This window comes from Kushneria aurantia DSM 21353, from assembly GCF_000382245.1.
Taxonomy (GTDB): Bacteria; Pseudomonadota; Gammaproteobacteria; order Pseudomonadales; family Halomonadaceae; genus Kushneria; species Kushneria aurantia.
The window spans coordinates 97,405-118,015 of record NZ_KB907866.1 but is presented as its reverse complement, the minus strand read 5'-3'; the positions used below and the strand labels follow the sequence as shown (position 1 = coordinate 118,015).

Below are 20,611 nucleotides of genomic sequence, written 5' to 3'. Positions count from 1 at the left end.
AAAGGCAAGAGTACGCCATGCTCTCTGGCAGGTCATCCTGTATAGCGGCTGTGTCGTGCTTCGCCGACGAACACCAAAATCGTCGTCGCTTCACCATGGCACATGAGCTGGGCCACGTACTTATGGGCCACGTCCAGCCTGGCGTAGAGCCCAGAAGAGATACCAATTTCAATGCCTACGGCGATCCATTGGAAACCGGCGCCAACGCCTTCGCGGCCGAGCTACTGATGCCGGAAGCCGAGATACGCAGGCATGCACACTCGGCGACCGACGTCAGGCACTTGGCGGGTATCTTTGGTGTCTCGACGTCAGCGATCTCCAATCGGCTGAAAAATCTCGGAATCGCCTGATGGCGAACGACAACGAGTATAAAGTGGAACCGGAGTATCAGGATGGCCCCGAAAATGCCAATTCGGGGCCAGATTCATATGGAGTGGATGAAGGTGAGCAGTTGGCCGGCGAGCGTTTCTCAAAAGAGCGAGAGCGCAGTCAAAAACTGCAGAATGATTCAACAGACGAAAACCTTACACGCAGGAGATGGGGACGGTGGGCTGGCCTGACCTTCATGGTGGTATTCAGCTTGGTCACGACTGCCATGATAGCTACCGCCACCTTTCTGGTTTACAAGCTGATTGCCACCTTCACGATACGAGAGCTGGTGCCCACCCCCTTTCCCGACACCGGCACCTGGTCGAATGTCCTGCCCATGCTGCCCATCTTCTCCCTGTCCCTCTTTGCCCTGCTGATGTTCATCACTCTGGCGCGCTTCGCCACCGACTTCATCAACGAAGAAAGGCGCGGCGGCAGCCAATCCAACGCCAATAATGGCAGCGACGACGCTGCGGCCATTCGCGTACTCAGAAGACTGCTGGCCGCCATTAGCGGAAAGTAAACCGTCACCAACAGGTACCAGGCCCCGCCCACGCGGGCCCTTTTACTGCCCTCCCGCCGTAACACCGTCGTTTACAACAAACAAATCTCGCACGATCAGCGTTCGGTACTGACGATGTCAGCATTCGCAGACATTGAGGGCCTCATGTACCCCCCACCCCTTACAAACCGTCCCGGCTATCGCCCAGGACTCGCACGCGACAGCATGTCCAGCATGTACACCGTCGAACTCGCCCGCCTCCAGCACTCCCCCGGCGCGCTTTCGGGAAACCGGTAAACATGATTTCAGTGCCTGGTACCCACTTGGCACGAACACTCTCTTAGACGCCTCGGGCAAACCGGGCCTGACCACGCGGCAGATCAAGCGTCTCGTGCGCCGCTATCGGGACGTCGCCGCGGCCGGCGCCCAAGCAACGCCGTGACCAAGGCTGTCCGCCACTCGGTCCTGACGCTGGAGCGAGAGCGCTGCGCCGATTTCAACCCCACCCAGGCCTGCGGGAAGCTGCGGGCCTGTCACGGTCGTGTGCTATCGGTCGAAACCCTGCGTTAGTGCGCGTATTCAGCAGCACCTCCCTGGCGGCGAACGGCGAGAACAAGAGATGGTTCGGCATCACTCTGAGCCCCTCGGCCTGTCATGCCGAGGGGAAATTTCTGTTTTGGATTTACACGAGCACCAGATTACTTGACTTCATTTTGAAAAGAAGGCATTATTCAGAATATCGTTAGTTTTATATTATAAAAACAAATTATTGTTAGGCAAAGTGCAGTCGTGCCGCCTGCATCACTGCGTCTCCCTGGTCAACATGCGCTGGGATAAGGAAGGGAAATTGCGCCTGTCATCTCGAATGAGAATGGAGGATATGCCGATGCAAACCGTAGCGCAAAATCACCTTCGTAAAGATGGCTGCGCCTTCTTTGAAGGTTCCGCCCTGCCTATCCCCGACGAACTCGCTCCCCATGCTGAGAAATTCGTCGCTGAATGGGACAGCATGGAGGTCGACAAGTACCTCAAGGATGGAGCAACGTTTCGCGAACGGCGCTATGGGCGATATGCATTTCAACCGAGCACCGAACGTATCGTCCTCCTGAAGCAAAAGCCCTATTTCCAGGCTGCAAAGACCAACGCCTATGCCGGTGGCGTCCAGCGGGTGGTCGCACCGGTAACTGACTCGATTACATCAAATCCGGTTCTCAGCACGCTGATCAAGCACGACTTCAAGTGCTTTCCGGCTAGCGACTATCCGGAAGACGATTGGTGGCTCGTCGCTTGCCACATGTTCCGGATTATCGGACGGAAGAGCGAACTGGGCGAGCCAACACCTGAAGGCGTGCATCGTGATGATATCGATTTCGGCGCAATCCACCTTATCAAACGACAAAACACCGTTGGTGGTCTTTCGCGCATTCATGAAAACGACCGGAGCGTGAAGGCTGAGCACTGCCTGGAAGGACTGTTCGACACGCTCTATTGGGCCGACCGGCAAGTGCTGCACTCCGTCACGCCGATCGCACCGGCGAACGGTGATAAACCGGCGATCCGGGACATTCTGGTGCTCGGCTATACCCATACACCCAAGATCCTCAAAGAGGACTGATCAAGGATATACGAAATGCATCTACGCGCAGCTATTGCGAGGAGCCCGTTCACGCCGATAGTCATGGCCTGCCTGATCATCGTGTATATCGTGTGGGGCTCAACCTATCTGGCGATTGCTCTTGCTCTCGAAGGAATGCCACCGCTCTTGATGACTGGATCACGGTTTGTCGTGGCTGGTCTATTTATGGTCGGCGTTCTGGCGATCCGTGGTGTCGGATTACCCACCTTTAAAGAACTATTGAGTTGCATGATTGTCGGCTGCTCGATGCTGGGCCTCGGCGTTGGCGGAATCGCTATTGCTGAACAGACAATCTCAAGCGGAATGGCTTCGGTCGGCATCGCGACTGTCCCGATCTGGGCGGTACTGCTATCCGTTCTGTTTCTCCGTGAATGGCCCAACAGTTGGGAAGTGTGGGGAATTCTACTTGGCTTCGCCGGAGTGGTCGTCCTCAATCTTGAGGGTGGCGGCATAGGTAACGCCGGAATCGGTGCCGTCATAATCGTCGCCGCAGCGCTTTTTTGGGGTTTGGGGTCTGTTCTCAGCAAGGTCCTTCCGGTTCCCGAAGGCATGACGGGTTACGCCTATGAAATGCTGACGGGAGGAATCGCGATCACGTTGATCGCATTAATGCTCGGAGAACGCATGAACACACTCCCGGGGCCGGGGGCTTTGATTGCTTTGTTGTATCTAGTGATCGGCGGATCGATTCTCGCCTATAGCGCTTACATGTACCTTCTACAAAATGTACGCATGTCGGTGGCAACAAGCTACACGCTCGTGACGCCTATCGTGGCAGTTGGCCTTGGCATGTACTTCCTCAATGAAAACGTGGGTATTTACACTGCTCTCTCTCTCTTTTTCGTATTGATCGGCGTTGCGTGTATCCTGCGTGGTCGGGAGGCGAAGTAAGCAAAACGCTAGCCGATAACGCAGGAAAAAAGAGACGCGGCGAAAAGGGTGAATATTTAGAACTAGCAAAAACGGAGGTCAAGCATGATTGATGAAAAGATTCTATTCATTGGCGATTCATCCAGATGGAGTTATTCAGCAGCAGATTGCCTTGCCATTGTGTTTCGACATGTTGACAGGATCTTTTGGGACCATGGGAATGAACCACCATCAGCAGTCGAAAACTGGGAGGGAGATCGCCTTTTTACCTTCAAGGCAGACCTGATACTAACCCCGGCCGTGCTTGCGCAGGTAAAGAAAACGGCTATCAATTTTCATCCAAGCATTCCAGATTATCGGGGTATCGGCGGCTACAATTATGCCATAACGGAGCACCGGCCGGTTTTCGGAGCAACGTGCCATCATATCGTGAAGGAGATCGACTTCGGCCCAATCATCAAAGTTTTGCGTTTCCCGATCCTGCCTTCGGAGACTGTCGACAGCTTGCGCGATCGAACAGCTTCCTACTGCCTTATCCTTTTCTACGAGATCGTTCAACGGATCGCTTGCGGGCAGAAACTTCCGAGTGACTGTGATGAAAAGTGGAGCCCCACACTCCATACGCGAGCGATGCTCGCGCGGCATGAAATGCGCGAAGGTCAAGATTCTCACCTGTTGAAGTTCCAGCTTAGGAGGGTTTAATCCATGAAGATCGTACTTGCATATTCCGGCGGCCTCGATACATCGATTGCACTCGCCTGGCTTCAGAAACAATATAACGCTGAGGTTATCGCATTTTGCGCGAACATCGGCCAAGGGGAAGACTTGTCTTCGGTGGAAGAGCGGGCGAAAGCCAATGGCGCGGCAGCCGTCTATATCGAAGATCTTCGGGATAAATTCATTCGCCAATTCGCATTCCGGTCTATGCGTGCCGGCGCGCTCTACGAGGGGCGCTACCATATGGCCGCATCTCTAGGCCGCCCATTGATCGCAAAACGTCTCGTTGAAATCGCCCGGTTGGAGGGAGCTGACGCAGTGGCCCACGGGCGACCGGAAAGGGCAATGACCAGATTCGCTTCTACACGAGCATCATTGCGCTCGACCCTCGCTTGCGCGTTATCGCACCCGTCATGGAGTGGGATCTGACAACGCGTTCAAAACAAATCGAGTATGCTCATGCCAACGGTATCCAAATGCCGGTTTTCAAGACCAGCCCCTATAGCCGCGATGCCAATCTTTGGGGCACAAGCGTCGAGTGCGGCGAGATCGACAACATTGAGAGCTTACCGCCCGAGGACGCCTACACCATCACGCGGAAGCCAAATGACTCTACGTCAGAGCCGGAAACGGTATCCATTGAATTCATGGCCGCACGGCCGGTACGGCTCAATGAAAAAGCGCTACCACCGGTCGAACTGGTCACAGATTTGAACGAGATCGGCGGCAGGCACGGCATCGGCAGGCTGGATATCATCGAAAATCGCGTGGTGGGTTTTAAAGTGCGTGGCGTCTATGAAAGCCCGGCCGCCGAAATTCTTTCGGCGGCGATGAGTGAGCTGGAGAATCTGGTTCTCGACCGTGATCTCCTGCACACCAAGCCTCTCCTATCGCAGCAATATGCCGACCTGATCTACGAAGGGAAATGGTTCAGCGGCAAGCGCGAGGCATTGGACGGTTTTTTCGATGGCTATGCGCAGCGCGTGAACGGAACCATTATACTTCAGCTTGATCGGGGACGGATTATTGTTGCGGCGCGACGCTCGCCTAACTCGCTCTACAATCTCGGCATTTCCTCATATGAATCTTACGAAGGTTTCGATCAAACAGCTGGGGTCGGCTTCTCCTATATCTGGTCAATGCAGGGGCGTGTCGCTGCCCTCCAGCGATCTTCCGAGCAGGCCAGCATCGAACCCGCCGCTGAAACACGGGAGGCAAGTTAAATGTCAAGGCGTCGATACCGATCTTGGTGTCGACGCGCGCTTCGTCAAACCGAGCGGCCACCGCTACCTTGCGCGCCATTGTCTCAAGACTTCGGCAGAACGTTCGCTTGAATTTGACGCCTTCCTGTTTGGCAAGGGTCACGATTTTATAGTGGCAACGGCTCACCAGACGGGCATCAGTCGGATAGGCGATAGCCTTCGGCATGACGGTGGTATCGATGACCACTGCGCGAAAACTCTCAGGTTTCACGATGCCGGTATCCTGTCCCAACTGGATCGTCATCTTCAAAATCTGACGAGCCCCTTCTTCACCAATCCGCTGTCTGAAGCGCAGCATGGTCGTCTCATCCATGGGCAAACGATGACGGAAGAGGGTTTCACCGCAGAAAAACTGCCAATACGGATTTTCAACCCAGCGATCCAGCACCTCGCGATCCGACAGCCCATAGAGATGTTTCAACATCTGGAGACCGACCTGCAACCGGATGGGCAAGCCGGGTCTACCGTTGTTGCTGGTGTAGTCTGATGCAAAAATGTTCTCGCAATCGGACCAGTCGATTCTCTGACTCATTTGCACCAACTCGTGGCGCATGTTGATGATGTCATCAAGGTAGATGTTGAGCAGGTCACGCTGTGGATTCTGGCGCTGATCGCGGGGAGTCATGTCGATTTCTCACGATTTTGGCGAGGATAGACCAGATTTTACGCCGAAAAGGGAGCATCATCCAGGCGCATAATCATGATTTTATGATGATTTTTGGTTTTGCAGGACCGACTAATTATGAAAAGCGCTCTGTGCTAATAAAACTCAACAACCCCCGCTCTAGAGTTAGCATTACAGAAGACAAGGGTACTATATTTAGCTGCATTGGCGAATTGATCTGGTATTTGAGCGGATCAAACAGTCTACGGTTCGAGTTCGATGAACACTGGCCTCGTCATAAAGGTTTGGAACACAATGATTGTCTCGGAAGCTTCAACACCATCGACGGAATAAATCTCTTCAAAAATATCCTCCATATCCTTGGCAGCTTTGGTCCTCACCTTGAGCAAAATTGAAAATTGTCCGGCTGTGGAGTGTATTTCCTCGATCTCACGAATTTTTTCCAAGCTATTTACCTGTTTACGTTTTCCACTTCCCCGCGTTTTCAAAAAAACGAATGCCAAGAATGGAAGGCCGATAGCGTCTGCATCGATATCTACTCTTGTTCCAAGAATAACCCCTTCTTTTTTAAGGCGTTTTATCCTCTCAAATGCTGCCGGACCGGAAAGATTTACCTGCTTCCCGATCTCAATATTCGTTGCAGTTGAATCCTCCGATAAGGCTCGAAGGATGGCCAAATCGATCTTATCGAGTCCGATCATTACTCTCTCACCTCTCTAGTTTCCGGGTCTGACGTTTACTACGGATTTCGACGGCTTTCATCGAGATCGTCGAGGGCATGGCGTTCACGGGTGAGGGTGCCCTCCGGCGATTTGGTCCACGCGGCAGGTGCGGAAAGCGCCAGGGCCGGGTATTCTCGCGCTGTAGACGGGCACGTCCTTGTCGAGATAATGCCCCTGCAAGCGCCAAACCGTGGCTCTGGATTCTGCGCCCAGCATGATCTAGCCCGAATTTCTCACAGGGTATATAAAGAAAGCGACTGAAAATGCCATGATTTCAAGAACCTTGATCAATCCATCAAGCACCAACAGCCGCATCCAGGATGGTATCTGAAAAACTGACCTTCTCGCCACTCTCACGCCGCCAAATTGAAGCTGTAGTGGTCAAGTATTTTTGGCCACCGATTTTTGAGCATTCCAGTAGTTCCTTTCTGCTGCATTCGGCGGCAGCCCATCGTGAACCACCCCGGGATCGTCGAAGGCTCCAATACTTTAGAGGCTGAAGCCATGAAACAGAGCAAACGCTATTTACCGGAAGTCCGCGAGCGATGCGGATAAGGGTCACATATGAGAAACTACCGTCCTTTCGCCAGCGCTTTTGATCGTTGCCACGCGAGCCTCCCCGAACAGCCATGGTAGACAAGGCCACCACCTCAACCCGCATGAATCCTGACACGACCGCAGCCGACGCCGCACGCCGTTTCTCGGTGGCGCCGATGATGGACTGGACGCCGCGCGATCAGCGCGCTTTCGCGCGCACTCTGACCCGCCGTGCGCTGCTCTACACCGAGATGGTAACCACCGGCGCCATCCTGCACGGCTCGCCGCGCGAACGTTTTCTGGGCTACAGCGCCATCGAGCAGCCGCTGGCGCTGCAGCTGGGCGGCAGCGACCCCCTCGAGCTGGCCGAGTGTGCCGCCATTGCCGAGCAGTGGGGCTACGCCGAGGTCAACCTCAATGTCGGCTGCCCCAGTGACCGGGTGCAGAACAATCTGATCGGCGCCTGCCTGATGGCCTACCCCGAACTGGTGGCGCGCTGCGTGGCGGCGATGCGCGCCGCGGTCACCATCCCGGTGACGGTGAAGTGTCGCATCGGCATCGACGACCAGGACGACGAGGCCGATCTCGCTCACTTCATCGACACCGTGGCGGCCAGCGGCTGCACGACATTTATCGTCCACGCCCGCAAGGCGTGGCTGCAGGGCCTGTCGCCGAAGCAGAATCGCGACGTGCCGCCGCTCGACTATGAGCGTATCCATCGCCTCAAGCAGGCGCGCCCGGCGCTGCATATCGGTCTCAACGGCGGGCTGAAAACGCTACAGGCGTGTCAGCAGGAGCTGGCGATGGTCGACAGCGTCATGGTCGGCCGCGAGGCCTATCAGAACCCCTGGCTTCTGGCCCACGTCGATCGCGATATCTTCGGCGATGCCGGCACACCGCCCACCCGACTGGAGGCGATGCAGGCCTTTCGCCCCTATGTCGCGTCACGGCTGGCCGAGGGGGTGCGGCTTAACCACATCACCCGCCACATCCTGGGTCTTTTCAGCGGCTGCCGCGGCGGCCGACGCTTTCGCCGCTATCTCTCCGAAACCGCCCACCGCAGCGATGCCGGTCTCGACGTATATGACCGCGCCATGGCGCTGATCGCCGAGCAGGACGCCCGGCGCGAACCGCCCGAGCGAATGACCTACTAACGACGGTGGCCACAACGCCGTGGTTTTGCCCTTTTGGCCTGTCAGACCATACTGGGATACCCGAATCGACACACCATCGGAAGGCTTCAACAGGTCAGGAGAAAGAGATGCGCTTTGAACTACCGGGCAAAATGGGGCTGGGTACCGCGCCGCTGGGTAACATGTACGAGGAGATACCCGACGAGCGTGCCATGCAGACGCTGCAGACGGCGTGGGAGGAAGGCATACGCTACTTCGATACCGCACCGCAGTATGGCGCCGGGCTCTCCGAGATGCGCCTCGGCGCCGCGCTGGCCGACGAGCCACGGGCCAACTTTGTCATCTCGACCAAGGTGGGTCGTCTGCTGCTCGACGAAACCGAAGAGAAAAGCGGCATTTTCGCCAACGGTCGACCCAACAGGGTCGTGTTCGACTACTCCGAATCCGCCGCACTGCGCTCCATCGAGGAGAGTCTGAAACGCCTCGATACCGACCGCATCGATATCGCCTGGATTCACGACTGCGCCGAGGATGCCCACGGCAGCCGCTGGGAGGAGGTTCACGACCAGGCGATGAATGGCGCCGCGAAAGCGCTCACCCGGCTGCGCGACGAAGGCGTCATCAAGGCCTGGGGGCTGGGCGTCAATCGCGTCGAGGCCTGTACACGTGCCCTTGAAAAGGCCGACCCGGACGGTTTCCTGCTCGCCGGTCGCTACTCACTGCTCGACCACGATAACGCCCTGACACACCTGCTGCCGGAGTGCGAACGTCGCGGCGCGCGGCTGGTGATCGGCGGCGCCTACAATTCCGGCATTCTGGCCGGCGGCGAGCACTACAACTACAAAAAGGCGCCCGACGATATTCGCAACCGCGCCGCCCGACTGCGCGATGTCTGCGAGCGGTTCGGGGTGGATGTGCGCGCCGTGGCACTGCAGTTCTCCGCCGCGCCGGCCTGCGTCGCCTCGGTGATCCCCGGTACCACTCGCCCGGAGCGTATTACCGAGAACCTGGCGCTGATGGACATCGCCATTCCCGGCGAACTGTGGCAAACGCTGTGGGATGAGCAGCTGATTTCGATGGAGGCGCCCATTCCCGGCGCGGCCTCCTGATCGGCAGGGGCGGTGACGCGCCGCCCCTCAGCTCTCCGCAGAGCGCGACTGCCAGGCTTCCACCGCGCTCTCCGCCTCGTCAATACCTCGAAAACGGGCGATATGAAACACCGCCTCACCCTCGTTGACCAGCGGTAGATTGGTCATGCCGATAACGATACCGGCACCGCTCGCCACGACCTCGCCTTCCTCATTGCCGAAGGGACCGGCCACCACACCCAGCCGCTCACCCTTGTCGACTCGCGCCCCAAGCCGCACCCGCGGCCGCAGCACGCCGTCGATAGGCGCGCGCGCCCAGCTCGAACCGCGCGCAATCTCGCAGGCGGCGGGGCGGCTGCCCCGCCCGGCCGGCAGCATATCGAGCAGCCGCATCACCCGCAGTACGCCGCGCACGCCGGCGCTGATCGCCCACTCATCGAAACGCAGCGCCTCGCCCGCCTCGTAGGTCAGCACCGGAATACCGCGGCTCTCGGCGTATTCGCGCAGGCTGCCTTCGCGCAGCTCGGCATTGAGGATAACCGGCGCCCCGAAGGCCTCCGCCATCGCCTGTGTAGCGCTGTTATCATCCAGCTGGGCACGAATCTGCGGCAGGTTGGTACGGTGAATGGCGCCGGTATGCAGATCGAGGATATGGCTGGCCTGATCGACGACCTCCTGACGAAACAGCGCCGCCATGCGCGAGCCCAGCGAGCCCGACTCACTGCCCGGAAAGCAGCGGTTGAGATCGCGCCGGTCGGGCAGGTAGCGGCTGTGCTGTACGAAACCAAACACGTTGACGATCGGTACCGCGATCAGCGTTCCCCGTAGCCTGGAAAGCGATCGGGTACGCAGCACGCGGCGCACGATCTCGACGCCGTTGAGCTCATCGCCGTGAATCGCGCCGCACACCAGCATCACCGGTCCGGCGCGACGACCGTGGACGACCTCGACAGGAATATTGAGGGGGGTGTGGGTATAAAGACGCGCCACCGGAACATCAATCTGGCGACGCTGGCCGGGCGCGACATGCTCGCCGGCGAGAACGAAAGGATCACGGGCCATGCGAAAATCTCGAATCGGTATTCAAATCCCATTTTATCGTCATCTCATCTGCCATCCTGAGGCCGGACTGTCACCGGGCCACGTTGAATACGTTAAACGAGCAGATTGATGCGATCAGCGTATATGCGAGCGACGGCGCAGCCAGATAATATCCAGCAGGAAGGAGAGCAGCAGCGCTACCAGCGCCGCCGCCAGCAGCACAGTGGTCAGCGGCGGCGTTACGCCCGGCAGCAGGCACAGCATCAGCGCGCCGAGCTGGATCACACAGACTGTCTTGCGCCGATAGCTGACCGGCAGCTCGGCCTCGAGCCAGTGCCAGTACTGCGCCGCCAGCACGAACAGATAACGCATCGCACCAATAGCGATGACCCATGGACCGGCCTTGCTCTGCACCACCAGCAGCAGACACAGCGCAAGAATGAAAAAGGCGTCGAGCTCCATGTCGAAGCGAGCACCAAAATGGGTGGCGCTGTCGGTATGGCGCGCCACCAGACCGTCAAGGCCATCCATGCACAGCGCCACCAGCGCTACCACGAACAGCAGCAGATGGTGATCATTAATGAAGTGCGGCAGCGGCAACGTACCGGCAACCAGCGCGATCAGCACGGCGCGTGCAAGCGTCACACGATTGGCCCAGCCCAATCCACCGGCACGCGCCGGCCCGCCATAGGCCACCAGTGCGGCAATGGCGAGATAGACCGCCGCGGCGCTGAGGTGCAAAAGCGCCGGCACGCGAACGCCCAGACGCAGTACCTCGACCAGCACCAGCAATGCCCCCAGCCCGACGCCCAGCTCACCGATTGCGGGCGGCCAATGGCGTACGCAGCGCTGCGGCACCGAATTGCGGTCACTCATGTCGCTACCTCCCTGAAGCGCCGGCGACGCACCACTTTTTCTATCGCGTGGCGTCTGCTCGAAAATCAGCCCTGTGCGCATCGGCACTGGCGCTGCCACCCCTTTATTCGATCGCAAGGGATGGACGCAAACGTCATCACAGGTCGGTACCATGCCGGACGCGCTATGATGAACTGTCATCATAGCGTAGTCGTTCGGTAACCGTTGTCGCTTCGACTTTCAGCGCCACCATCAGGGATGAACGCAGGGAGCCTTATGTCTTCAGGGACCGCCCCACAGCAGCAGACCCTCGCTTTCTGGATCGAATCACCGGGACACGGCAGCCTGCGCCGCGAGATACTGGCGCCGCCGGGCGACGACGAGGTCAGCGTGCGCGCGCTTTACAGCGCCGTCAGCCGCGGCACCGAAACCACCGTTTTTCACGGTCGGGTACCCGAAAGCGAATATCAGCGCATGCGCGCGCCCTTTCAGCAGGGCGACTTCCCGGCTCCGGTCAAGTACGGCTACGCAAGCGTCGGCGTGGTCGAAGCCGGCCCGCCGTCACTGCTGGGTCGCGAAGTGTTCTGTCTGCACCCGCACCAGCAGCGCTACGTGGTGCCGGCTGCCATGGTCACACCGCTGCCGCCCGGAGTACCGGCCAGCCGCGCGGTGCTGGGAGCCAACATGGAGACCGCCCTCAACGGCCTGTGGGACGCCGCACCGCGCATCGGCGATCGCATCGCCGTGATCGGCGCCGGTGTGGTCGGCACGTTGATGGCCCACCTGTGCAACGCCATGCCCGGCAGCCGCGTCGAGCTGATCGATATCAACCCGGAGCGTGCCGCCCTGGCCCGATCGCTGGCGCTCGACTTTCGCCCTCCCGAGCAGGCCGCTGACGAGTGCGATGTGGTGATTCACGCCAGCGGCAGCGAGGCCGGGCTGGCCCGCGCGCTGCAGCTGGCCGGCCGGGAAGCCAGCGTGATCGAGATGAGCTGGTTCGCCAGCCAGTCGATCAGCCTGCCGCTGGGCGAGGCCTTTCACTCGCGCCGACTGACCCTGCGTGCCAGCCAGGTGGGCACCGTTTCCCCGGCGCGCGCCGCCCGCCGCGGCTTCGCCGAGCGCATGGCGCAGGCGCTGGCACTGCTCGATGACGCCCGCCTTGACGCACTGATCGACGGCGAGAGTGGCTTCGACGATCTGCCCGCTACCATGGCCGAACTGACCGCCCGACCGGGTGCGCTCTGCCACCGTATCCGCTATCTGCAAACCGCCTGATTCCGACCAGGGAGCTCTTATGTTCAGCCTTACCGTTCGCGACCACGTCATGATCGCCCACAGCTTCAGCGGCGAGATCTTCGGCCCGGCGCAACAGCTGCACGGCGCCACCTATGTGGTGGATGTCACCTTCCGCCGCGCGCAGCTCGACGAGCACGGCCTGGTGGTCGATATCGGTCTCGCCAGCCAGGCTCTGGCCGCCGTGCTGGGCGAGATCAACATGCAAAACCTTGACGAAGTCGAGGCCTTCAAGGGTCACAACACCACCACCGAATTCATGGCGAAAGTGATTTTCGATCGGCTGGTCGACGCCATTACCGCCGACCGCCTCGGCGAAGGCGGTCACGGCCTGAGTGCCATGCTGATCACCCTGCACGAATCGCACATCGCCTGGGCCAGCTACGAGGGTGAGCTGTGAAGGAAGGCGCGGCAGAGAAAGACACCGGTCCGAAGCGGCTCACCCTGATCATCGCCGGGCGCCTCGATCAGCTCACCGGCGGCTATCTCTACGACCGCCATGTCGTCGCGGGGCTGCAGGCGCTCGGCGTGCAGGTCGAGGTGATCGGCCTCGACGGCCGTTTTCCGCTGCCCGACGACATCGCCCGTGAGTCGCTACAGCGCGCCCTGGGCGGCTGCACCGACGGTGCCACGGTGGTGCTCGACGGCCTGGCGGCAAGCGCCATGCCCGAAGTTGTCGCCGTACACCGCCAGCGCCTCGATCTGGTGGCGTTGATTCACCATCCGCTGGGCGACGAAACCGGCATGAGCGATGCGCAGCGCGAACGGCTGCTGACGCTGGAGTGTCAGACCCTCGACGCGGTGGCCGGCATCATCGTCACCAGCCCCTTCACCCGCCGCCGGCTGATCGAGCTGGGTATCGATGACGCGCGTATCGATGTGGTCGAGCCGGGCGTCGAGCCGGTGGCGCTGTCGCCTGCAGCGGGCAACCCGCCGCGGCTTTTGTGCATCGCCACGCTGATTCCGCGCAAGGGCCAGCATCTACTGGTCGAGGCGCTGGCGGGACTGGCACAGCAGGGCTGGCACTGCGACCTGATCGGCGACAGCGAACGCGACACGGCCTATGCCACGCGCCTGCACGATCTGATCACCAGCCATCGGCTTGAAGCGCGAATCAGCCTGCACGGCGCCCTGCCCTTCGAACAGCTGGAAGCCTTCTGGCAGGCGGCCGACGTTTTCGTACTGCCCTCCTTTTACGAAGGCTACGGCATGGTGGTCAGCGAGGCGCTGGCCCACGGCCTGCCGGTGGTCACCACCCATGGTGGCGCGCTGGCCGATACCCTGCCGGCGGGTGCCGGCCTGCAGATCGCACCGGGAGACAGCGAAGCGCTGCGCGAGGCGCTGGCATCGCTGCTTGGCGGCGACGTTAAAAGCCGCGAGCGCTATCAAAAGTTGCGCGAGGGGGCGATCGCCGCCCGCGAGACGTTTGCCGACTGGTCGAGTGCGGCGCGGCTTTTCCACCACGCCCTGGCACGCCTGGTGGCACAGGGCCGCATCGTGCGCCAGCGCAGGATGGAGCAGCCATGAGCGATCAGGATCAGGCACCGCACAGCGACTTCAGCGGCGAATGGCTGGCCCTGCGCGAAGCCGCCGACCACGACGCCCGCGACCGCCACCCGCTGCTGAAACGGCTCGCGCCCTGGCTGAAAGCGCGCGACGACAGCGTACAGATCGTTGACCTGGGCTGCGGCAGCGGCAGCAACCTGCGCTATCTGAGTGCGCGGCTGACGTCCGAGCAGCAGTGGTGGCTGCTCGATCAGGACGCCGCCCTGCTCGATAGCGCTGCCAACACCTCGCATGCCGCGCAGGTCTCCGCACTGACAACCCGACGCTGCGATCTGGTCGCACTGGAAGAGGCGCTGGCTCGCCACGCCCCGCCGCACCCCGATCTGGTGACCGCCTCCGCGCTGCTCGACCTGGTCGCCGAAAGCTGGCTGACGACGCTGGCCGACTGGTGCGGCGAACGCCGCTGCGCCCTGCTGCTGGCGTTGAGTATCGACGGCGATAACCGTCTTGCCGAGCGCACCGGCAGCGATGACGCCATGCGGGCGCTGGACCGTGACGTACAGCAGTTGATCGCCCGCCACCAGCGCCGCGACAAGGGCTTCAACGGTGCCCTGGGCTGCGATGCCCCGGTCGTGGCGCAGCGGCTGCTGAATGAACGCGGCTTCGAGGTGAGCGTGGCGACCGCCCCCTGGCAGCTCGACAGCCGCCGGCCGAATCATGCCGAATTAATGCACGCGCTGGTAGCAGGCTGGTATGACGCGGCGCTGGAGCAGGCCCCGATACGGCGCGAGGCGCTCGATCACTGGTACAGCCGCCGCTGCGCCGCCATCAAGGATGGTACGCTCGACATCGAGGTCGGCCATCAGGACCTGCTGGCCCTGCCGCAGGGTGACAGGCGTCAATGAGCGAACGCAGTGCACAGCGCAGTGCCGGACGTCTGTTGGCGTCACTGCGCGGCGCGCCGGGATCGCCACTGCTGCGCTGGCTGCTGTCGCTGGTCCTGCTCGGCAGCGTGGCGCTGCTGGTCGATCACAACGCCCTGCTGTCGCGGCTGGCATCGCTCTCCCCCGGCTGGCTGGCGCTGGCACTGGCGCTGACGGTGCCGCAGGTGCTGCTTTCGGCCTGGCGCTGGCGGCTGACGGCGTGCCATATGGGCCTGGAGCTGCGCCCCGGCACGGCGGTCGCCGAGTACTACCTCGCCACCTTTCTCAATCAGATACTCCCCGGCGGTGTCAGCGGCGACCTGGGGCGTGCCTGGCGCCACGGCAGCGAAGGGGTGTCAAGGCGCGCCGCACTGCGCGCGGTCGTCATCGAACGCGCCTCGGGCCAGCTGGCGCTGGCGCTGGTGGCGCTGGTCAGTCTGGTGCTGTTTGCACCGCTGCGCGATGGCATTGCCGCCCGCTTCGGCGCAATAGGCGACCTTGCCGCCAACGGCCCGCTGATACTGACACTGATTGGCGTCGCCCTGGTGATACTGGCATTTGCCGCTGTGTGGCGAATGGCGCCGCGCTGGCTGGCCGGCCTGCACCACGACCTGCACCGCACCCTGTGGGCGGGTAGTCTCTGGCGGCGGCAATTGGCGGGATCGCTGGCGATCGTGGCGAGCTACGTGCTGGTGTTTATCTGCTGTGCCCGGGCGCTGGGCGCCCCTCTGCCGGTGACGACGCTGCTGGCGCTGACACCGCTGGTACTGATGGCGATGGCCATTCCGCTGTCGGTGGCCGGTTGGGGCATTCGTGAAAGCGCTGCGGCGCTGGTGTGGATCCTTGCCGGCCTGCCCGCCCAGCAGGGCGTGGCCATCTCGGTGACCTACGGCGCAGTGGTGCTGGTTTCCAGTCTACCCGGGGCGGTCAGGCTACTACTGGGCCGCTGGCGCCAGCGCTGAAGCCTCAGCCGGCAGGCGATTCGTCTTCGAAATCAAGATCGAAAAGCACATCACTGCCGAGAGTGAAATGGCGCGCCCGCGGTCGCAGCGAATGCGCGAGGCGGTCGATAACCGGCAGCGTCAGCGTGGGCCGCCCGGAGCCGATCAGCATCGGCGACACCATGCAGTGCAACCGGTGCAGACAGCCGTACTGCAGAAAGCGCGAGATGGTCAGCCCGCCGCCCTCGACCAGCAGCCGTGTCAGTCCGCGCTCGGCCAGCAGCGCCACGATCCGGCGTGGGTCGACGCCCTGCTCGCCGCCTTCAAGGCCCAGCACCTCTACCCTGCGGCCGCGTTCATCATGGCGGCGCTGCCACTGCTGGCGCTGTGCGCTGTCGACCAGATGCAGGGTAGCGGCACTGTCGTCGTCGAACACGAAACGATCGGGCGACAGCCGTCCGCGCGGATCAAGCACCACCCGCACAGGATGGGTTCCATGCCGATGACGCACGGTCAACTGCGGATTATCGGCGTCCACCGTGCCGGCCCCCACCAACACCGCATCGACCAGCGCGCGCAGGGCGTGCAGATGTACCAGCCCCTCATGCCCGGTGACATAGCAGGAGTCGCCGCACTCGGTGGCGATACGGCCATCCAGGCTCTGGCCGAACTGCGCGATCACCAGTGGCGTTGAGCGCGCTACCAGCGGCGTCATAATATCCAGCAGCTGGCTCGCCGCGGCACTCACTGCGGCTGCCGACTGCCAGCGCCCGTCGGCGCTGAAGGCGAGTGGCGTTGCCCCATAGTGGGCACTATCGCGCCAGTCATGATGGCGAGCGCGCAAAAGATGCTGCCATGCGAGGTCGTCGTCGATATGTGAATCGGCCATTGAAACTTCACCGGGCTGGTCTATCCGGCGCCCTGCACTTCAAGGGCGCTACCATCCTGTACAACTTTATGATTTTTCGCGCCATCCCGCGAGCACGGGGCGCCATGTGGCGCTGCCTTTCAGCAGCAGCACAGCAACCAGAGAGCGTGATACAGCGCTTCAGCGCTGACGATTGGTAAATTCAATCAGTGCTCGCTGGCGCTTTTTCATTGTTGTACCAATAATGTACAAACCCTTGTACAAGGGTGCACCATCAACGCTGTCTTTCACGACGACATGTCGAAATCCTTCGGAGACTGTCATGTCCGCAAACGACTACCAAAAGGTCCACAACACTCGCCTGGCCGACATGGAGAGCCTGCCGCGCCCCATGATCCGACGCTATCTGGCGACCTGTCCGGCGCCGGTACGCATTCAGTTGCTGCGCCGCCTGTTGGGTCTTTAAACGGGTATTGTGCAATTGGATCCTGAAGGCACTTCCGACCCTCCCCATTTTTCGCTATCGGGCATTGCCTGCCTCGCGCATGACCCGCATCGCGCATGACCCGCATCGCGCATGACCCGCATCGCGCATGAATAGTGCGACACCCTGTCGCCGAAGATCATTTTAACGCTTCAAGGGGTATAGACTGGTCGACGACAAATTCGACCAGAGGCCACTATGCTCGAAGACGCCGACTACCGCTGTAGATTGCCCGACTGGCGACGCTACCTGATGAGCGCCGATGATGCCGCACAGCTTATCCGTGACGGCATGACCGTCGGCATGAGTGGCTTCACGCGCGCCGGTGAAGCCAAGGCAGTGCCACTGGCGCTTGCGCGGCGCGCCGAGCAGGACCCACTGCAGATTACCCTGATGACCGGCGCTTCGCTGGGCAACGACATCGACGGTATTCTGGCCGACGCCGGTGTACTGGCGCGGCGCATGCCCTTTCAGGTCGATCGTCGACTGCGCGGCGCGATCAATCGTGGCGAGGTGATGTTCATCGACCAGCACCTGTCGGAAACCGCCGAGCTGTTGCGCAACAAGCAGCTCAACCGGCTGGATGTGGCGGTTATCGAAGCGGTGGCGATAACCCCCGAAGGCTATATCGTACCCACCGCCTCGGTGGGCAATTCCGCCAGCTTCGTCGCCCAGGCCGAGCGGGTAATCGTCGAGCTCAACGTCGCCGCCCCGGCCGCGCTGATCGGTCTGCACGACATCTATCTGCCCGACATGCGTCCCGAGCGTCATCCAATTCCGATCATGGCGCCGGATACCCGTATCGGTCATCCCTGGATTGTTGTCGATCCGGCAAAAATCGCCGCCATTGTGGTCACCGAGGGCCATGATAGCCCGTCGACGGTCACACCACCGAGCGACGCCACCCGCCACATTGCCGGCCACCTGATCGACTTTTTCGAGAACGAAGTGGCCTCGGGGCGCCTGACGCCTTCGCTGTTGCCCCTGCAGGCGGGTATCGGCAGCGTCGCCAACGCGGTGATGCACGGCCTGATGGAGGGCCCTTTCGAGGATCTGACGATGTACTCCGAGGTGCTGCAGGACAGTACCTTCGACCTGCTCGACAGCGGCCGCATGCGCTTTGCCTCGGGCAGCGCCATCACTCTGTCACAGGCCTGCGGCGAGCGTGTCTGGCATAATCTGGAACGCTACCGCGATCGCATCGTGCTGCGCCCGCAGGAGATCTCCAACCATCCGGGTATGGTGCGACGACTGGGGGTCATCGCCATCAACACGGCGCTGGAGTTCGATATCTATGGCAACGTCAACTCCACCCACATCAACGCCAGCCAGATGATGAACGGCATCGGCGGCTCGGGTGATTTCGCCCGCAACGGTCAGCTGTCGATTTTTGTCGCCAACGCCACAGCCAAAAAGGGTGAGCTGTCGAGCGTGGTACCCTTCGCCAGCCACGTCGACCACTGCGAGCACGACGTCGATGTGCTGGTTACCGAGCACGGTCTTGCCGACCTGCGTGGGCTGGCACCGCGCGAGCGGGCGCGGCGCATTATCGACCACTGCGCCGCCCCCTTCTTCCGCCCGGCACTGAACGACTACTTCGAACGTGCCTGCGCCCGCGGCGGCCATACGCCCCACTGCCTGGAAGAGGCGCTGTCGTGGCACGCCGCGGCGCAGCGCGAAGGCTCGATGCGTTCGGTGCTCGATCGATAACCTTCCGAACCCTCATGCCGCGGCCCTGTCCGCAGCGGCGGCCGCGGCACTCTCCACCACTCACTTCTCCCCGACAACGCCACGGGACTTGCGCCGCTCGCCGCGGGCAGCGAGACTCGACACAGGACGCCCCGACCGCCACGGCAACCGGGAGCAACAATAGCGCAGGACGTGAACTGAGAAGGAGAGCACGGTGGTCCAACATATCGACGCCCGGGGGTCGCATTTCGAGATCGGTGAGGCACACGGTCGCCAGGCAGCAGCCGAGATCGCCGTCAGCCTTGCCACCTACCGGCGCCTGTTCGAGGAGATGGCAGGGCTGGACTGGAACGGCGCACGCTACGAGGCAGAGCGTTTCAAGGCCGCCATCGAGCACGTCTGCCCGGAGCTTCTGGAGGAGATGGCCGGCATTGCCCGCGGCGCCGACATCGACCCCCTCGACGTGCTGGTGCTCAACGCGCGCAGCGAGATTGCCCTGACCCATGCCGACGCGCCGGTGCAGCCCGACGGCTGTTCGGCCTTTGCCCAGTACGACAGCGCTGCGGGAACCCAGTGGCTGGCGCAGAACTGGGACTGGAAGCCGGAGCAGCGCGACGCGCTCATTCACATGACGATCCGCGCGCCCGACAAACCCGCCATCCGCATGGTGACCGAGGCCGGCATCGTCGGCAAGATCGGCTTCAATGAGCACGGCGTGGGGGTCTGTCTCAACGCCCTGCGCTCGCGCATCTGCTATCCCAAACTGCCGGTGCACGTGATGCTGCGCCGGGTGCTGGAGAGCAGCAACGTCGAGCACGCCCTCGATATGATCGATGAGGTGGGCGTGGCCTCGCCGGCGCACTTTCTGATCGCCGACGCCACCGGCCACGCCGCCGGCGTCGAGGTCTCGCCGATGGGAGACAGCGCCATGACGCCGCGCGGCGGTCGGCTGTGCCACACCAACCATCTGATCGCCAAACATCTGCCCCCGGGACTGGAGGATTTCCCCCGCGAGGACTCCTTCTCGCGGCTGGAGCGGTTGCGCGAACTGGTGGCCGCCAACGACAACCCCGACTTCGCCGCGTTGCGCGCCCATCTGGCCGACGAACAGGGCACGCCGGACGCCATCAATCGCCGCGACAACGCGCAGCTCGAAGCACGTGACCGCATGGAGACGCTGTTCACCATCGTCATGAATCTGACCGCAAAGCGTGCCGAGCTGAGCTTCGGCAAGCCGGCCGACGACCCCGAAATCATCGAGCTGACGCTTTAACGCCGGTGTTTTCAACCCTGCCTCGGAATGCAGGATTGAATCGCGCCACTGACGACGGCATCTATACTGCAGATCAATAACTATCGCGAAGGGAGTCGACCATGAAAAAATTACTGGGTACCTGGCTGGCCAACTGGCTGCGCAAGCCGCAGAACCGTGCCAAAGCCAAACGTACCGCCGAGCAGGTGTGGAACCGCTATCAGCAGCGCAAGGGCAGCAGCAAGGGCGGCAGCGGCCGTTCACCGCGCGGGCCGCGCTGATCAGGATGGTGCAATAA

The 20,611-nt window shown here is 61.4% G+C and carries 20 protein-coding genes and 2 pseudogenes; 17 read left to right on the top strand and 5 right to left on the bottom strand.

Translation table 11 applies throughout. From position 1 onward, the window contains the following. Nucleotides 1–17 precede the first annotated feature (17 nt). The 6 genes and pseudogenes from H146_RS18555 to H146_RS19985 all read left to right on the top strand — a co-directional run bounded on the left by H146_RS18555 (nt 18) and on the right by H146_RS19985 (nt 5,317). The gene (locus H146_RS18555; RefSeq protein WP_019950871.1) at nt 18–350 is read left to right on the top strand and encodes an ImmA/IrrE family metallo-endopeptidase; all 333 of its coding nucleotides are present in this window, start codon (nt 18–20) and stop codon (nt 348–350) included. Then, nucleotides 350–892, top strand: a complete 543-nt coding sequence (locus H146_RS21260; protein WP_156826709.1) for a hypothetical protein — start codon at nt 350–352, stop codon at nt 890–892. The genes H146_RS18555 and H146_RS21260 overlap by 1 nt, the downstream gene beginning before the upstream one ends. Nucleotides 893–1,751: 859 nt before the next feature. Beyond that, nucleotides 1,752–2,486: a 2OG-Fe dioxygenase family protein gene (locus H146_RS0105520; RefSeq protein WP_169433461.1), complete on the top strand. Its 735-nt coding sequence runs from the start codon at nt 1,752–1,754 to the stop codon at nt 2,484–2,486. A 15-nt stretch (nt 2,487–2,501) separates the two neighbouring features. After that, complete coding sequence (locus H146_RS0105515; RefSeq protein ID WP_019950867.1) at nt 2,502–3,398, top strand: EamA family transporter; 897 nt, start codon at nt 2,502–2,504, stop codon at nt 3,396–3,398. An 84-nt stretch (nt 3,399–3,482) separates the two neighbouring features. Next, nucleotides 3,483–4,079: a formyltransferase family protein gene (locus H146_RS20185; protein WP_019950866.1), complete on the top strand. Its 597-nt coding sequence runs from the start codon at nt 3,483–3,485 to the stop codon at nt 4,077–4,079. A gap of 3 nt (nt 4,080–4,082) precedes the next feature. Then, nucleotides 4,083–5,317 (top strand): annotated as a pseudogene (locus H146_RS19985) (argininosuccinate synthase). Between the two features lie 34 nt (nt 5,318–5,351). Here H146_RS19985 and H146_RS22085 read toward each other — a convergent pair. Together H146_RS22085 and H146_RS18540 are read right to left on the bottom strand one after the other, a co-directional pair. Continuing rightward, a pseudogene (locus tag H146_RS22085) lies at nt 5,352–5,981 on the bottom strand (transposase); the annotation flags it as partial. 242 nt (nt 5,982–6,223) lie between these two features. Next, nucleotides 6,224–6,682 carry an Lrp/AsnC family transcriptional regulator gene (locus H146_RS18540; protein WP_019950863.1) on the bottom strand — a complete coding sequence of 153 codons (459 nt, stop codon included), beginning with the start codon at nt 6,680–6,682 and terminating at the stop codon, nt 6,224–6,226. Nucleotides 6,683–7,332: 650 nt separating this feature from the next. Between H146_RS18540 and dusA the strand changes: the two genes are divergently transcribed. Then, complete coding sequence (gene dusA, locus H146_RS0105490) at nt 7,333–8,394, top strand: tRNA dihydrouridine(20/20a) synthase DusA (protein ID WP_019950862.1); 1,062 nt, start codon at nt 7,333–7,335, stop codon at nt 8,392–8,394. Nucleotides 8,395–8,501: 107 nt separating this feature from the next. Beyond that, nucleotides 8,502–9,482 carry an aldo/keto reductase gene (locus H146_RS0105485; protein ID WP_019950861.1) on the top strand — a complete coding sequence of 327 codons (981 nt, stop codon included), beginning with the start codon at nt 8,502–8,504 and terminating at the stop codon, nt 9,480–9,482. A 27-nt stretch (nt 9,483–9,509) separates the two neighbouring features. On the opposite strand, the gene H146_RS0105480 is transcribed toward H146_RS0105485, so the two are convergent. Continuing rightward, nucleotides 9,510–10,523, bottom strand: a complete 1,014-nt coding sequence (locus tag H146_RS0105480) for a succinylglutamate desuccinylase/aspartoacylase family protein (protein WP_019950860.1) — start codon at nt 10,521–10,523, stop codon at nt 9,510–9,512. A gap of 114 nt (nt 10,524–10,637) precedes the next feature. Continuing rightward, nucleotides 10,638–11,378 carry a CDP-alcohol phosphatidyltransferase family protein gene (locus H146_RS0105475; protein ID WP_019950859.1) on the bottom strand — a complete coding sequence of 247 codons (741 nt, stop codon included), beginning with the start codon at nt 11,376–11,378 and terminating at the stop codon, nt 10,638–10,640. A 255-nt stretch (nt 11,379–11,633) separates the two neighbouring features. On the opposite strand from H146_RS0105475, the gene H146_RS0105470 reads away from it, so the two are divergent. From H146_RS0105470 to H146_RS18530, 5 genes are read left to right on the top strand one after another with little or no spacing between them, the layout of a single operon-like run. Continuing rightward, nucleotides 11,634–12,632, top strand: a complete 999-nt coding sequence (locus tag H146_RS0105470; protein WP_019950858.1) for a zinc-dependent alcohol dehydrogenase — start codon at nt 11,634–11,636, stop codon at nt 12,630–12,632. A gap of 19 nt (nt 12,633–12,651) precedes the next feature. Continuing rightward, on the top strand, nt 12,652–13,050 hold the full coding sequence (locus H146_RS0105465) for a 6-pyruvoyl trahydropterin synthase family protein (protein WP_019950857.1): 399 nt from the start codon (nt 12,652–12,654) through the stop codon (nt 13,048–13,050). Beyond that, nucleotides 13,047–14,177 (top strand): glycosyltransferase family 4 protein, encoded by a 1,131-nt coding sequence (locus H146_RS18535; RefSeq protein WP_051090976.1) that lies wholly within the window; start codon nt 13,047–13,049, stop codon nt 14,175–14,177. Before H146_RS0105465 ends, H146_RS18535 begins: the two co-directional genes overlap by 4 nt. Continuing rightward, the gene (locus tag H146_RS0105455; protein WP_051090975.1) at nt 14,174–15,061 is read left to right on the top strand and encodes a methyltransferase domain-containing protein; all 888 of its coding nucleotides are present in this window, start codon (nt 14,174–14,176) and stop codon (nt 15,059–15,061) included. Before H146_RS18535 ends, H146_RS0105455 begins: the two co-directional genes overlap by 4 nt. Continuing rightward, complete coding sequence (locus H146_RS18530) at nt 15,058–16,041, top strand: lysylphosphatidylglycerol synthase transmembrane domain-containing protein (protein WP_019950856.1); 984 nt, start codon at nt 15,058–15,060, stop codon at nt 16,039–16,041. The genes H146_RS0105455 and H146_RS18530 overlap by 4 nt, the downstream gene beginning before the upstream one ends. A 4-nt stretch (nt 16,042–16,045) precedes the next feature. On the opposite strand, the gene H146_RS0105445 is transcribed toward H146_RS18530, so the two are convergent. Then, nucleotides 16,046–16,909, bottom strand: coding sequence for a RibD family protein (locus tag H146_RS0105445; RefSeq protein WP_019950855.1), 864 nt, complete (start codon nt 16,907–16,909; stop codon nt 16,046–16,048). A 301-nt stretch (nt 16,910–17,210) separates the two neighbouring features. On the opposite strand from H146_RS0105445, the gene H146_RS21255 reads away from it, so the two are divergent. The 4 genes from H146_RS21255 to H146_RS21695 all read left to right on the top strand — a co-directional run bounded on the left by H146_RS21255 (nt 17,211) and on the right by H146_RS21695 (nt 20,594). Then, nucleotides 17,211–17,354, top strand: a complete 144-nt coding sequence (locus tag H146_RS21255) for a hypothetical protein (protein WP_019950854.1) — start codon at nt 17,211–17,213, stop codon at nt 17,352–17,354. Nucleotides 17,355–17,570: 216 nt separating this feature from the next. Then, nucleotides 17,571–19,082 carry a succinyl-CoA:acetate CoA-transferase ScpC gene (gene scpC / locus H146_RS0105435; protein ID WP_019950853.1) on the top strand — a complete coding sequence of 504 codons (1,512 nt, stop codon included), beginning with the start codon at nt 17,571–17,573 and terminating at the stop codon, nt 19,080–19,082. Between the two features lie 193 nt (nt 19,083–19,275). Continuing rightward, the gene (locus H146_RS0105430; RefSeq protein ID WP_019950852.1) at nt 19,276–20,334 is read left to right on the top strand and encodes a C45 family autoproteolytic acyltransferase/hydrolase; all 1,059 of its coding nucleotides are present in this window, start codon (nt 19,276–19,278) and stop codon (nt 20,332–20,334) included. Between the two features lie 101 nt (nt 20,335–20,435). Then, a complete protein-coding gene (locus H146_RS21695) occupies nt 20,436–20,594 on the top strand; it encodes a hypothetical protein (RefSeq protein WP_019950851.1) in 159 nt (52 codons plus the stop codon). Nucleotides 20,595–20,611: the final 17 nt, after the last annotated feature.